Here is a 13,539-nt window from a genome sequence, read left to right on the forward strand (position 1 = left end):
GCCGCGGCCCTGCTCACCGGCACGGGCTGCCTCGATGGCGGCGTTGAGGGCCAGCAGGTTGGTCTGCTCCGAAATGGCGCTGATGACGGCGGTCACTTCGCTGATCTGCATTACCCCCTCCTTGAGCTGGTTGACCTGCTGGGTGGCCTGCTCCACCTCGGTGGCCAGCGCCTTGATGCCGTGCACGCTGGCGTGAACGTCGCGGTTGCCGAGCCCGGCTTCTCCGGTCGCTTCCTGGGTATCCCGCGCGGTATTTTCGGCGTGTCCGGCCACATCGGAGATGGTGGCGCTCATCTCGTTCATGGCGGTAGCTAGCTGGGCCAGCTGATCCCGCTGGCTGGTCACCGCCTGATTGGTCTGCTCGGCAGAGGCGGCGATGCGCAGGGCGGCATCCGCCACGTTGCGAGCCCCCTGGCTGGCCTCCAGCAGGGCGTGACGGATGGCATCGAGACTCTGGTTGGTGCAGCGGGCGACCACTCCCAACTCATCCTTGCCCTGTACCGGGATGCTCACCACCAGATCCCCCTTGGCGACCCGCTGCATGGCGTTGTTGATCTGGCTGAGGGGGGAGACGATGGAGTGGGTGATGCGCCAGCCCAGCAGCCCCATCAGCAGGATCACGATGGCGGTGGCGGTACCCATCTTCATGTACTGGGCCCAGATGGTCTGCTGAATATCCTGCAGCAGCATGCCGGAACCGAGGATCCAGCCCCAGGGCTGATAGCCGGAGACCATGGAGAGCTTGTCGGCGGTTTCGCCCGATGGGCCTGTCCAGACATATTGCAGGGTGCCCTGTTTGCCCCCTTTGGCGATATCCACCATCTGATACCAGAACTGACCAGCGGTGGCGGCCCCCCCTTCACCCATCTTCTGGCCGACCAGTTCGGGGCGAATGGGGTGAACCACCATGGTGCGGTTCTCGTCGATGACGAATAAATAGTTGTTGCCATCAAAGCGGGTGTTGGTCAGCAGCTTGCGTGCCTCCTGCTGAGCCTGCTCTGCTGGCAGGGTGCTGGCCAGAAACTGGATCTGGCTCATGGCCTGCTCCAGAACCGCATTGAGCCGCGCCTCTCGCTCGCTCATCAGATTGCGCTGGAGCGCGTTGGCCGAGATAAGTAGCAGCGAGACAAAACCGACAAACGCCAGTGCGAGCAGCAAAATCAATTTGCGGCTCACGGTAATATCACCGAGCTTGAACATGACTAAACCCTCATTTCCCTGTTGATTTTATGTGGCTCTGTACCGCGGCAGCCAGTTCGTAAGAGTTAACAACTCATTTACTTTCAGTCTCTTGCCGACCTTTCTCAAATGAGCGTTTTAACATCAGTATAGTCAGCAGACAGCAACCCCCACTTTTTGGTAGCGTGTTGATGCGCATCCCTGCGCAATTTTTGCCAAAGAGTGTGAATCATTTGGCATTTCACTAAAAAAAGGAGTGGGCCCCGCTGCGGGTGACCCCATAACAAGAGGGAATTTATGAGTTCCATTGCCAGGAATTACTTCAACCAGCTCAACGCCGACTACCTGCAGGTGCACAGGCGCAAGGAGGATCTCTTCTGGTCCACCTATATGGGCACCAGCGACGATCAGGCCGGTTTCACCGCGGCCGAGCAGGCCTACAAGGCCTTTTGTGCCAATCCGGCCCGTCTGCCCGAATTGCGGGAGATGTTGGCGCAGGCCGACGAGGATGATCTCAAGCGCGGTCTGCAAGGCTGGATCGCCTTCTTCGAGTGCAATGTGATTGAAGATCCCGCCGCATCCGCCCTGATGGATGAGTTGGTGGCTGCTGAGGCGGCGCTGTTCGCCCGCCGCAAGGGGCTGAAACTGACCCTGCTGGATGAGCAGGGCCAGCAGGTCGCAGGCAGCCTGCCCGCCGCGAGTACGTCCCTTGCCGCCAGCCCGAACGAGGCGGTGCGCCAGAGCGCGCTCGCCATGTTACACACCCTGGAGCAGTGGGTGGTCGGCAACGGTTTTCTCGAGGTGGTGGCGATCCGCAACCGCTTTGCCCGCGCCATGGGCTATCGCGACTACTTCGACTACAAGGTGCGCAAGAACGAGCAGATGAGCCCGGAGCAGCTGTTCGCCATCCTCGATGACTTCATTGCCCGCACCGATGCCCGGCTGCAGCAAAGCCTCGTCGAGCTGAAAGCGGTGAAGGGGGAGGCGGCCCTGTTGCCCCACAACCTGCGTTACTTCGTCAGTGGCGACGTGACTCGCCAGCTCGACCCCTATGTGCCCTTCTCGCGGGCGCTGCGGGACTGGGTCGAGAGCTTCCGCCGACTCGGCATCCAGTATCGCGGTGCAACCCTGACGCTGGACTTGCTGACCCGGGAGGGGAAATACGAGAACGGCTTCTGCCACGGCCCGGTGCCGAGCTTCTTCCAGAAAGGGGAGTGGGTGCCTGCGGTGGTTAACTTCACCAGCCTCGCCAATCCGGCGCAGGTGGGCAGCGGCTGGAGTGGCCTCAATACCCTGTTCCACGAGGGGGGCCACGCCGCGCACTTTGCCAATGTCACTGGCAACGCGCCCTGTTTCTCCCAGGAGTTTCCGCCCACTTCCATGGCCTATGCCGAGACCCAGTCGATGTTCTGCGACAGCTTGCTGGACGATGCCGACTGGCTCAAACGCTACGCCAGAAATGCGGCAGGAGAGGCGATCCCCGATGCGCTTATCAAGGGGATGATTGAGGCGCGCCAGCCGTTTCGTGCCTTCAACGAGCGCCAGATCGCGCTGGTGGCCTACTTCGAGCGGGATCTCTACGCCATGGCCGAGGCCACACGCACCCCCGAGGCGGTGCTGGCGCTGGCCCGCAAGTGGGAGCGCAAGATCCTCGGGGTGGAGAGCCCGCGCCCGTTGCTGGCCATTCCGCACCTCCTTAATCAGGAGTCGGCCTGCGCCTATCACGGCTACCTGCTGGCGCTGATGGCGGTGGAGCAGACCCGCGCTTACTTCCTCAAACGCGATGGCTACCTTACCGATAATCCGCGCATCGGGCCGGATCTGGCCGCCCACTACTGGGGGCCGGGCAACGGCATGAGCCACGATGAAACCCTGCGCAGTCTGACTGGCGAGGGGTTCAGCGCAGTGCCGCTGGCCGAGGCATGCAACCTGAGCGCGGCTGAATCATGGCTGCAAGCGCAAGCCTGCATGGTTGCCGCGCAGCAGCGCCCCGCGGCTGGCGAGGGACGCCCGCTCGATGCCCATATCCGGGTGGTACACGGCGCCGAGCTCATCGCCGACAACCGCGAGTCGGAAACCCGCATGCTGGCAGATTTCGAGGCGTGGATTACCCGGTGCTACTTTGCTGGAGATGTCAGAGAGGCGCTGAGCTGCGTGCAGTAAGTGATGTGATGAAGGCAGGCTTGATATGAATAGGCAATTGGCAGGAGGGGCGACCTTCCTGCCATTCTTTTTTTCATTATTCACGATTCATCAATGACTTTATTTCCGCAATTTTCACAGATGGCGTGGCGTTCAAAGCGATCCATGTTGGCCAGAAAGGGGCCGGCGGCCCAGCCGGTAATGAAGTCCTTGATAAACGCTTTGCGCTTTTGCTCTGGTTTCACCTCTTTTCCAAAGGATTTGTCGACCAGCACCACGACATGGTTGGTCTCGCGCTGACAACTCGGGCAGTAGCGTTGTTCGGTGGATGAAAGCAAGGGGGGACTCCTTGTCCGGAAGAGTGGGCAGCAGGTTGTTCGCCGCAGACATATACGGTCCCCATTTGATTCCTTTTTCTGGCAGGTCGTCAATCACAGCGGAGGTGGATTGTGCGCTATCTCCTGTGAAGAGGGGCGAGCCAACAAGGGTGATCACGAGGGGCCAGTCGGCCCCTCTTTTGTTTCCGTTTGTCACACATTGCCACACAAGCTTCCCCCTCTGGCAAAGTCTTGTGACCGGACGGGTGTGTAATGGTGCCATCAGCAGGGAGATGAGGCCCTGCCGCGATGGAACCAGGGAGCATGTTATGACGAACAAATGGATGTGGTGGCTGTTGCCACTGCTGGCGGTCGGAGTCTGGTGGCTCGGTTATGCGGGGGATGCCAACGGAGTGTGGCCCTGGCGCCATGAGATGTTGTTACTGACCGGCCTGCTGGGGATGACCTATATGGCCATTTCGCTGTTGCTGGCGTTGCGCCTGCCGCAGTTGGAGGTGTGGTGTGGCGGTCTGGACCGGATGTTGCGATTGCACCGTCAGACGGCCATCGGCGGTACATTGGCGCTCACTGCGCATTGGCTGGTGGTGGAGGCGCCCAAGTGGGCGGTCTCGGCGGGTTGGCTGAGCCGTCCTGCGCGGCGTGGGGCCAGCGGTGCTGGGGCTGGCGCAGGTAATGGCATCTCGCTCCATGCCCTTGGCAATACCCTGGGTGAGTGGAGTTTCTATCTGCTGATCGCGCTGGTGGTGGTGAGCTTGCTGGCGCTGGTGAGTTATGGCCGCTTTCGGCTGATCCACCGGCTGGCGCCGCTCATCTATCTGGCGGGGTGGGGGCACGGGCTCTGCCTGTTGCCTCAGATTGGGGCCATGACTCCCGTGGGGGTATCGATCTGGTTGATCGGCGGGATCGGAGCTATCGGGGCCCTCTACTCTCTGTTGGGGCAAGTGGGAGCGCGGGATCGCCATCCGGGCCGGGTCATTGCGGTGCGGGCGTTGGCGGATCACACCTGCGAGCTGACCATGCAGCTGGAGCGGCCGCTCGCCCATTACCGCCCGGGTCAGTTTGCCTTCTTCGAGTTTGACGCCAAGGAGGGGCCGCACCCCTTTACCCTGGTGCGGGTGTCAGCGGATCGGCGCCAGCTGGTGATCGCGGTGCGGGCGCTCGGGGATCATACCCGCCAGCTGGTGGCAGAGGCGCGCGTCGGGGATGAGGTGGTGGTGACCGGCCCCTATGGCGCCTTTGTTGCGCCGCAAGGGGGAGGCCGAGCCCTCTGGCTGGGGGCTGGGATCGGTATCACGCCGTTCGTCGCCTGGCTGGAGGGGCTGGCTGCCCGTGGGGAGCGGGGCGAGGGGATCACCCTGATCCAGTGCGCGCCGGACCTAGTGGGGGCTGTCTACCACCAACGGTTGGCCGAGCTCTGTCATCGCACCGGTGTGCGTTATCAGTTGCATCTGGACAAGGCGGCCGGGCGGCTGGATCTGGCCCGCATCGCGCAGGATGCGCCCGAGCAGGTGTGGTTTTGCGGGCCGGAGGGGATGGCAGATGCCCTGACCCGGCTGTTGCCGGACGGGCATCTGCATCGCGAGCTGTTCCGCTTTCGTTGAGCTCGATGGGCGCCGTTATTTGGCGTTGGCGGGCAGCTGCTTGAGGGCGGCCTGTACCGCGGCCTCCAGTTGCGGATCCCGCCCGGCCACCATGTCGGCGGGGGTGAGAGGCGCCTGCAGATCCGGGATCAGCTCCTGATTCTCGTAAAAGGTGCCGTCCGGCTTGCGCAGCCCCAGGGTCGGAATGCCGTAGGAGAGGCCCGGGATCAGCCGGGAGTCGTGGCTATAGACCATGGTGCCGGTGCCGGGTATCGGATCGCCGACGATGGGGCCGACCTTGAGGGCGCGGTAGTACTCGGGGAAGGCGGAGCCTTCCGAGTAGCTGGCGGCGTTCACCAGCACCACCGAGGGCTTGGTCCACTGGCGAGTGGCGGCGTCGGTTTCCCCCTTGCCCTGACGGGGCCAGCTGCTGGCCATCCCCTTGGTGCTGCCGCTGCCGGTCAGAAACTCCACCAGGGTATTGGCGAGATAGCCGCCGCTGTTGAAGCGGACATCGACGATCAGCGCCTCGCGATTGCGCTGCCTGCCGAGGGCATCCGCCACCACTGCATCGTAGACCTCGCTATTCATTGCCGGCAGATAGACGTAGCCGACCCGTCCTCTGCTCAGGCTAGCCACCAGCTCCCGCCGTTTCTCAATCCAGCGATCCTGTTGCAGCTGGTACTCCTGCTGCTTGTCGATGGCGGTGAGCACCACCTCGTCAGTTTGCTTGTTGCCCTCCTGCTGGAAGGTGAGGGCGAGCCGGGCACCGGCCTGATGGTTAAGGGCTCGATCCAGCTCGGCCAGATTGGCAATCGGGCTGCCGTTGATGGCGAGCAGGCGGGCGCCCAGGGCGATATCGCTCTCCTGATCCAGCGGGCCGCCAGAGAGCAGGGCGGTGAGCATCACCCCTTGCTCGCCATCCTGCCAGTAGCCGCCAAGGCTGGCGGTCTCGTCCGCCATGCGGGGGAAGGGGGCGGGGCCGTTGCCCCAGGTGTGGGAGACATTGAGCTCGCCAGCCAGCTCTGCCAACAGGTTGCCAAAATCCCGCGGGTTGCCGATGCCCGGCAGCAGGCGGCGGTAAGCGGCGACATAGCTATCCCAGTTCACCCCGTTCATATCGTCCAGATAGAACTCGTCCCGGGTGAGCCGGGCGATCTGATCGAAGGCGGCGGTCATGCGTTCCTGCCAGCGGCTGGTGGGCTGCAAGGCGAAGGGGGCGCTGGTGGCTTCGCCGGAGTCGAGGTGGATGCGGGTGATCTCCCCATCCCGCACCAGGGTAGCCAGGGTGCCCTGCTGGTTGAGGCTTGCCAGCGCAGGGCCGGGCTGCTCGCCAAACAGTTCGCTGGTTCTGCCCTTGCGCAGATCCTGGCTGTAGCCCTTGATCTCGCTCTCGCTGTTGACCCCCATCTCCTCCACCAGATAGATCACTTGGTCGCCGATGATGCGGCTGGCGAGCAGGGTGCCGGTGGGTTGCAGCAGCAGCGCTTCGCGATGGTTGAGGCGATCGCTCTCAAAGCCGTATCCCCCTTTCGGCGGCTCCAGCTCGGCAATCGCATCGGCTCTGGCGGCGCGGCTGCTGTAAATGCCGAGCAGGTTGGTGACGAGGGGCTCGCCATCGGGCCCCAGTGCGCCAAACCGGGTCGATTGCCAGTAGAGGATGGCGCCATCCTGGCTCCAGCCCGGTTGCCCATCCTGATAGCCGTTGAGGCTGACATTGACCGGTTTGGCCTTGGGGTTGGCCGTGTCGATCACCGCGATCTCCTGCTCTGCCGCATCGGGGCGGAAGGTGAGCGCCAGATGGCGGGAGTCGGGGGCAAAGGCGAGATGCACCTCGTGGCGCGACGGGTTGAAGCTGGCAGGCACCAGCTCCCGCTGCTTGTTGCTCGCCAGATCCAGCAGGTGGATGGCCTGACCATCCACCACGAAGGCGAGCTGCTTGCCGTCGGGGGAGAGCACCGGACGGCTGATCCCCTTGTCGGGAATGGCCAGCAGCAGGCTCTCGGTCAGAGTGCCGGGATCGCTGAACAGCAGATCCGGATCCCCCTTGCGCAGGCGATAGAGGGCGGCGTGCCCCTGCTGCTCCGACAGATAGATGAGGGCGCGGCCCTGCTCGGCGAAGAGGGGGCTGGATTGCTCGCTCGGATTGCGGGTCAGCTGGCGCACCCGCTCCCGCTCGGGGTCGACGGCAAACAGGTTGCCCTCGCTCACCAGGATCAGCTCATCCGCCTCTTCGCTGACCAGCGCTTCGTCGGCCAGGGTCAGGGCCTCGCTCGCCTCATCCGGCGCGCTCGCCACTTGCGGGGTGAGGGTCAGCTTGCGTGGCTCGCTGCTACCGGCATCGAGGCGATAGAGTTCACCCAGCCATGACCAGACCAGATCACCATTGCGAGAGGCGCTGAGCCCCCGCACCGGATGGCCCTGATAGTGGGTCAGCTGTTGCTCCTTGCCGCTGGCGAGATCCCGGCGCCAGACGTTGAAATCACCGCTGCGCTCGCTCAGGTAAAAGAGGCTGTCCCCCTTGTCGCTCCAGACCGGATCGGTGGCCGCCACCCGATCTTCGGTCAGCTGCTTGTGCTGCTTGCCATCAAACAGCCAGAGACGGGGCACCGCGAACGAGTGCTGATGCTTGCGAAAGGGTTGATCCGCCGCGGGCATCTGATAGGCGAGCCGCTCCCCGTGGGGGCGGGCCAGGGTCGCAGGCAGCGGCAGATCGGCCTGCAAGGTGCCGCCGCTGATCGGGGTCCAGTAGAGCTCGCCCCATTGGTAGCCTTCTGCGACAAAATGGTCGGCATCGGGAGCCCCCGGCCGCTGGCTGCTCAGCAGCAGTCGTTTGCCATCGGCGCTGAAGGCTTGCGGCAGATCGGTGCGCGAATCGCGAGTGAGGCGCACCATCTCGCCGCTGTTGGCGGGTACCACGAACACATCTTCGTTGCCGTAGAGATTGGCGGCAAAGGCGAGCTGTTTGCCATCCGGTGACCAGATTGGCCGCTGGCTCAGGTAGTCGCTGCCGGTGAGCGCCGTAGCGGGGCCACCATCGGCACTGGCGACAAAAATGCGCCCCTGCCAGGTAAAAGCAAGCTGCTTGCCATCGGGAGAGAGGGCGGGCTCGCGCAGCCAGAGTGCATCGGCGGCGACACTGGCAGGCAGCCAGAGCAGGAGTGGCGAGAACAGTAGGGTGGCGAGGCGGCACGAAGAGCGCATGGCATGATCCTGTCGGGGAGTAGAATGTTATCTTCGCCGATCATTGCCCCGTGTGCCAGCGCGATAATTTTTGTATCTTGTTGTTTTAACTGTTAATTACCAATGCCGAATGACGGCGTTCAAGGAAGATGGCCTTGCTGCGGCAAGATATGTTTTGCCGGGCATATTGAGTATTGATGGCGATCCAATATCATGGCGCTCGCTCGCCGCTCGGCGGGCATCGTTCAGATGATCTGGTAACAAGAAAAGCCCGCACCAGAGGCTTGTCGAGGGATGGAATGAGAGCCGTATTACTGTGTTTGTTGGGGCTTTGGCCCGCATTGAGTTTTGCCTTTACCGAAAAAGCCGATTTGGTGGTGGTCAAGAAGTCGACCTATAGCCTGACCCTGATGAAGGATGGCAAAGAACTGAAGCGCTACTGGATTGCTCTGGGCCCGGCGCCCAAGGGGCACAAGCAGCAGGAAGGGGATCAGCGTACGCCGGAAGGGCGCTACACCCTCGACTACAAGAAGACCAATTCCGGCTACTACAAAGCCATCCATATCAACTATCCGAACTTGGATGACATCAAGCGCGCCAATGAGCTGGGTGTTCGTCCGGGTGGCATGATCATGATCCACGGCCAGCGCAACAGCATTGGCAACCGCAGGGTTCAGCCCTCCAACTGGACCAACGGCTGCATCGCCATGCTCAACCACGAGCTGGATGAGGTGTGGGACGCTATTGACCCGGGTACGCCCATCGTCATCGAGCCCTGATCCCCTTGTGCACGCCCGCGACTCCGCGGGCGTTTTATTTCCCGCCAGTGATGACGTGACAGCGCTTGCTGTCCCGTGCTAGTTTTTTCGGCTCGCTTTGGCTGTGACAAGGAAGATCACATGATGTCAGTAACGAGCTTGCCCGAGCGAACGGGGATGCTCTGGTGGCGTGCCACACTGGATATGCTCCCGCTCTCCATTTCGGTGATCCCTTGGGGGATCCTGTGTGGCGCTTTGGCGTTGCAGGCAGGGCTGAGTCCGCTTCAGGCTCAGCTGATGTCGTTGCTGGTCTACGCCGGAGCCGCCCAGCTCTCGGCCACGACCCTGTTCGGGGCGGGCACGCCCCTGCTGCCCATCATGGGCTCCACCATGGTGATCACTTCCCAGCATCTGCTATACGGCTTCACCTTCCGCCGTGACGTATTGCCGCTCTCCCTGCGCTGGCGGGCCAGCCTTGCCTTTTTCCTGACTGATGAGATGTTCGCTGTGGCGCTGAAAGACCGTGAGCGCAGCGGCCACTTTGATCCGGCCTACGCGCTCATCGCGGGATTCGTCTTCTATCTGTTCTGGAATCTGGCGACCCTGCTCGGCATCGCGGCCGGCCAGTACATCGATGGACTGGACAGCATGGGGCTGGATTTTGCCATCGCGGCCACCTTCATCGCCATGACCATTCCCGCCATGAAAAACCTGCCCATGGTGGCGGCCACTCTGGTGAGCGGCGGCACAGCGTTGCTTACCAAGCCGCTGCTGGCGGAGATCCACATCATCGTCTCGGCTCTGGCTGGCATGGTGGTGGGCTATGTGCTGCACCGGATGAGGAGGTAGCGTGAGCTGGCTGATGATTGGCCTTCTGGCCCTGATCACCTTTTTCAACCGCTTCGCCTTCTTTTCTCGGTTGACCCGATATCAGCCGGGTGCCGAGATGGGGGCGTTTCTCGGCTTCTCGGCCCAGTCGGTGCTGACTGCCATCTGGTTGCCCATCGTCTTTAGCTACGAGCCGGGGATAGGTCTTGACTGGGATCCTGACTACCTGGCCGCCACCCTGTGGGTGATGCTCTTGACCCTGTTGCGGCTGCCAACTCTGGTTGTGGTGGTGGGCGGAATGGGGGGCTTCTTCCTGCTGCGCTGGCTGGGAGGCATAGCCGAGCTCTTGCCTTGGTGAAGCGCGAGCCGTGATCTTGTGTAATGGATGTCATTATTCGACATCCGACATGTCATGAATGTCACTTCAAAAAAAGCCTGCAAATGGTGAGGATATGAGCTCTATCCGTGAAGGAGTGTCCCATGTCTTTGATCGAAACCTGTCAGCGCATCGTGCGCGATCCCCATCTCTCCGTCGCCCAGAAGAGCCACGCGCTGGCGCTGGCCGCCGAGAATGCGTTGCCTTACCCCGACCTGCCTGCCGCAGTCGCCGAGGCGATGGAGCAGGGATTTATCTGCGACATGTTCGAAGGGCACGCCCCCTACAAGCCGCGCTATGTGCTGCCGGACTATGAAAAATTTCTGACTCAGGGCTCTGCCTGGCTGGAGCTGGCACCACCACAGGATTTCGACGAGGCGCTCAACGCCCTGCGCATCCTCTATCACCATGTCCCCTCCGTCACCGGCATGCCGGTCTGGCTGGGGCGGCTCGACCATCTGTTGTTGCCGTTTGTCGGCGAACTGGATGACGAGACCCTATATCGCAAGCTGAAGGGGTTCTGGGTCTATCTGGACAGGGTGCTGCCGGACGCCTTCATGCACGTCAACATCGGGCCGGATGACAACCGCATCTGCCGCCTGATCCTGCGCATCGACAACGAGCTCAAGCAGGTGGCGCCGAACCTCACCTTCTTCCACGATCCGGAGCAGACCCCGGACAGCCTGCTGCTGCAGGCGGTGAAGAACATCGCCGAGTGCAGCAAGCCGCACATCGCCAACTACCCGATCCACCGCGATACCTTCGACCAGCGTGGTTTTGGTATCGTCAGCTGCTACAACGCCCTGCCGCAGGCGGGCGGCGCCAATACCCTGGTGCGCATCTCCCTCAAGCGGGTCGCCGAGCAGTGTCAGGGGATCGATGACTTCCTCGGTTGCCTGCTGCCCCACTACTGCCGCTTGGCCTCCCAGCTGATCGAAGCGCGGGCCGCTTTCTTGCATCAGGAGTCCGGCTTCTTCAACAGCTTCCTGGTGAAAGAGGGGCTGCTGGATGAGGATCGCTTCGTCCCCATGTTCGGCATCTACGGCATGGCGGAAGCGGTCAATATCTTGATGGATAAAGAGAATCTGCCGGATCGCTACGGCCATGGCGAGGAGGCGAACCAGCTTGGCTATCGCATCTCGGCCCAGCTCTCCGCCTATGTGACCACGACCCCGCAGACCCATGCCTGGGGTGGCCGCGCTTTATTGCACTCGCAAGGTGGCCTCAGCATCGATGTGGCTGTTACCCCCGGGGTGCGCATCCCTTACGGGCATGAGCCGGATCCGGCCAGCCATGTGCTGGCGCTGGCGCCGCACCACACTTATTACCATTCGGGGATCAGCGAGATCCTGACGCTGGATCCCACCATCCGCCAGAACCCGCAGGCACTGTTGCAGCTCTGCAAAGGGGCGCTCGCTATCGGTATGCGCGAGTTCACCGCCAACGTGGCCGACAGCGATCTGGTGCGGGTGACCGGCTACATGATCCGCAAGAGCGACGTAGCTCGTTTTGCAGAAGAAGGCTCGCGCTTGCAGACCACCTGTCTCGGTGCGGAGGCGAGTGAAGTGACCGCCATCCGGCAGCGGGCGCCGCGGGTGGTCGCCCACGAATCGACCATCGGTGAGTATTGAGCTCGCACCGATGGCTGATGTTTTGCCAACACGCAGCGCCCTGGTAAGCAGGGTGCTGCCGTTCTCCTGTGTCGACGGGCCGGGCAACCGGCTGGTGCTGTTTCTGCAAGGGTGCAACTTTCGTTGCCCCGGCTGCCACAATCCGCACACCATAGGGCTGTGCGACGATTGCGGCGACTGCCTTGCGGTCTGCCCGAGCGGCGCCCTCACCATGAGCGAGGGCAAGGTTCATTGGCAGGAGGCGCTCTGTACCGATTGCGATGCCTGTCTGGATGTCTGCCCGCGTAGTGCCAATCCCAAGACCACAACCATGACGGTGGCCGAGGTGCTGGCCCTGTTGCGCCGCTACGGCCCCTTGCTGAGCGGAATTACCGTCTCCGGTGGTGAGGCGACCACCCAGCTCCCCTTCGTGGTTGCGCTGTTTGCCGCCATCAAGGGCGCGCCGGATCTGGCCCATCTCACTTGCCTGCTCGACAGCAACGGTTCTCTGGCCGAAACCGGCTGGCAGCGGCTGCTGCCGGTGCTCGACGGCGCCATGCTCGATCTCAAGGGGTGGCGTGACTCGGTGCATCACACCCTGACCGGCTATGGTCGCGAGCGGGTGCTGGGATCGCTGCAACTACTGGCACGCCACGGCAAGCTGACCGAACTGCGGCTGCTCCATGTACCGGGCAAGAGCGATTTTCTGGATGCGAATGGTGAGCTGGACGAGGATCTCGCCACCTTCCTGCAGCAGCTTGGGCCTGTGCCCATTCGCCTCAACGGCTTTCGCCACCACGGGGTGTGGGGAGAGGCGGCGCAATGGCCAGAGGCTCACCAAACCGAGCTGGAACAGCTGGCCAACCGCTTGCGCGCAGCGGGATTGGGGCCGGTCTCACTGCCTGCCTTGATGGGCTGAGTGGCTGCGTCATCCGGTGATCGTCATGGCGTGAGGAGCGGCATGGAAAGGCCGCAACTGTGATTTCTGTCTATTGGAGGGGGCGAGAACGGCGGCTAGAATAATGGCCATCTTCTTACCCCTCAATGACAGATAATCATGAGTGAAAGCAAGGCGTTATATCGGGTTCAGTTTATTTGCCACTGCGAGCGCTACGAAGTCTATGTGCGCGAAGTCAATCAGGGCCAGCTGTTCGGTTTTATCGAGATTGCCGATTTTGTCTGGGATAACCATACGGCGCTTATCGTCGATCCCAGTCACGAGAAGCTCAAGAGCGAATTTGCCGATGTGCGCCAGACCCTTATTCCCATGCATCAGGTGCTGCGCATCGATCAGGTGAAAAAGCAGGGGGCAGCTCGCATCACGGATCTGGGCAGCAACGTTGCCTCCTTCCCCAGCCCCATCTATACCAAACGTCCCTAGTCCCTACTTGCCGTTGATGTTTCGCCGCGGTGAAACATCAATCTCTGCTCGTTGTCATCCGGCTCAGGGCTCAATCAATTCGCGACCCAGTTGCAGGATCCGCTGGCGGAACCAGTGGCGGGCCGAGCCATCACCGGCCGGGCCATACCAGACCAGACTGTGAC

General features: G+C 62.3%; 11 protein-coding genes and 1 pseudogene. 8 read left to right on the forward strand and 4 right to left on the reverse strand.

The genetic code is table 11. The features are described 5' to 3' along the window. Positions 1 to 1,200: methyl-accepting chemotaxis protein (locus DBR30_RS18760; protein ID WP_258224500.1), on the reverse strand; the 1,200-nt coding region annotated here is incomplete at its 3' end. A gap of 276 nt (positions 1,201 to 1,476) precedes the next feature. Here DBR30_RS18760 and DBR30_RS18765 point away from each other — a divergent pair. Continuing rightward, entirely contained in the window at positions 1,477 to 3,342 is a 1,866-nt protein-coding gene (locus tag DBR30_RS18765; RefSeq protein ID WP_108540891.1) for a M3 family metallopeptidase, read from the forward strand. Between the two features lie 80 nt (positions 3,343 to 3,422). Here the strand turns inward: DBR30_RS18765 and DBR30_RS18770 are convergent, their stop codons facing one another. Beyond that, positions 3,423 to 3,659 carry a hypothetical protein gene (locus DBR30_RS18770; RefSeq protein WP_108540892.1) on the reverse strand — a complete coding sequence of 79 codons (237 nt, stop codon included), beginning with the start codon at positions 3,657 to 3,659 and terminating at the stop codon, positions 3,423 to 3,425. A gap of 308 nt (positions 3,660 to 3,967) precedes the next feature. Here DBR30_RS18770 and DBR30_RS18775 point away from each other — a divergent pair, with 308 nt between their 5' ends. Beyond that, entirely contained in the window at positions 3,968 to 5,260 is a 1,293-nt protein-coding gene (locus DBR30_RS18775; RefSeq protein ID WP_108588477.1) for a ferredoxin reductase family protein, read from the forward strand. 15 nt (positions 5,261 to 5,275) lie between these two features. On the opposite strand, the gene DBR30_RS18780 is transcribed toward DBR30_RS18775, so the two are convergent. Then, complete coding sequence (locus DBR30_RS18780; RefSeq protein WP_108541392.1) at positions 5,276 to 8,443, reverse strand: S41 family peptidase; 3,168 nt, start codon at positions 8,441 to 8,443, stop codon at positions 5,276 to 5,278. A gap of 278 nt (positions 8,444 to 8,721) precedes the next feature. Between DBR30_RS18780 and DBR30_RS18785 the strand changes: the two genes are divergently transcribed. From DBR30_RS18785 to DBR30_RS18810, 6 genes are all read left to right on the forward strand, one after another. Beyond that, positions 8,722 to 9,201, forward strand: coding sequence for a L,D-transpeptidase family protein (locus tag DBR30_RS18785; protein WP_042084254.1), 480 nt, complete (start codon positions 8,722 to 8,724; stop codon positions 9,199 to 9,201). A 120-nt stretch (positions 9,202 to 9,321) separates the two neighbouring features. Further along, on the forward strand, positions 9,322 to 10,029 hold the full coding sequence (locus tag DBR30_RS18790; protein WP_108541393.1) for an AzlC family ABC transporter permease: 708 nt from the start codon (positions 9,322 to 9,324) through the stop codon (positions 10,027 to 10,029). 1 nt (position 10,030) lies between these two features. Continuing rightward, positions 10,031 to 10,366 carry an AzlD domain-containing protein gene (locus DBR30_RS18795; protein WP_108541394.1) on the forward strand — a complete coding sequence of 112 codons (336 nt, stop codon included), beginning with the start codon at positions 10,031 to 10,033 and terminating at the stop codon, positions 10,364 to 10,366. A 122-nt stretch (positions 10,367 to 10,488) separates the two neighbouring features. Beyond that, positions 10,489 to 12,015 carry a YjjI family glycine radical enzyme gene (locus DBR30_RS18800; protein WP_108541395.1) on the forward strand — a complete coding sequence of 509 codons (1,527 nt, stop codon included), beginning with the start codon at positions 10,489 to 10,491 and terminating at the stop codon, positions 12,013 to 12,015. 10 nt (positions 12,016 to 12,025) lie between these two features. Beyond that, the gene (locus DBR30_RS18805; RefSeq protein WP_108541396.1) at positions 12,026 to 12,913 is read left to right on the forward strand and encodes a YjjW family glycine radical enzyme activase; all 888 of its coding nucleotides are present in this window, start codon (positions 12,026 to 12,028) and stop codon (positions 12,911 to 12,913) included. Between the two features lie 138 nt (positions 12,914 to 13,051). After that, entirely contained in the window at positions 13,052 to 13,375 is a 324-nt protein-coding gene (locus tag DBR30_RS18810) for a DUF1820 family protein (protein WP_108541397.1), read from the forward strand. 63 nt (positions 13,376 to 13,438) lie between these two features. Here DBR30_RS18810 and DBR30_RS22560 read toward each other — a convergent pair. Continuing rightward, positions 13,439 to 13,539: pseudogene (locus DBR30_RS22560) on the reverse strand (LysR family transcriptional regulator); the annotation flags it as partial.

The sequence above is a fragment of the Aeromonas sp. HMWF017 genome (assembly GCF_003061465.1).
Classification (GTDB): domain Bacteria; phylum Pseudomonadota; class Gammaproteobacteria; order Enterobacterales; family Aeromonadaceae; genus Aeromonas; species Aeromonas veronii.

Coding starts and splice junctions, on each gene's coding strand:
- DBR30_RS18800 (WP_108541395.1), top strand. CDS start 10,489: ATGTCTTTGATCGAAACCTGTCAGCGCATCGTGCGCGATCCCCATCTC.
- DBR30_RS18805 (WP_108541396.1), top strand. CDS start 12,026: ATGGCTGATGTTTTGCCAACACGCAGCGCCCTGGTAAGCAGGGTGCTG.
- DBR30_RS18790 (WP_108541393.1), top strand. CDS start 9,322: ATGATGTCAGTAACGAGCTTGCCCGAGCGAACGGGGATGCTCTGGTGG.
- DBR30_RS18810 (WP_108541397.1), top strand. CDS start 13,052: ATGAGTGAAAGCAAGGCGTTATATCGGGTTCAGTTTATTTGCCACTGC.
- DBR30_RS18765 (WP_108540891.1), top strand. CDS start 1,477: ATGAGTTCCATTGCCAGGAATTACTTCAACCAGCTCAACGCCGACTAC.
- DBR30_RS18775 (WP_108588477.1), top strand. CDS start 3,968: ATGACGAACAAATGGATGTGGTGGCTGTTGCCACTGCTGGCGGTCGGA.
- DBR30_RS18785 (WP_042084254.1), top strand. CDS start 8,722: ATGAGAGCCGTATTACTGTGTTTGTTGGGGCTTTGGCCCGCATTGAGT.
- DBR30_RS18780 (WP_108541392.1), bottom strand. CDS start 8,443: ATGCGCTCTTCGTGCCGCCTCGCCACCCTACTGTTCTCGCCACTCCTG.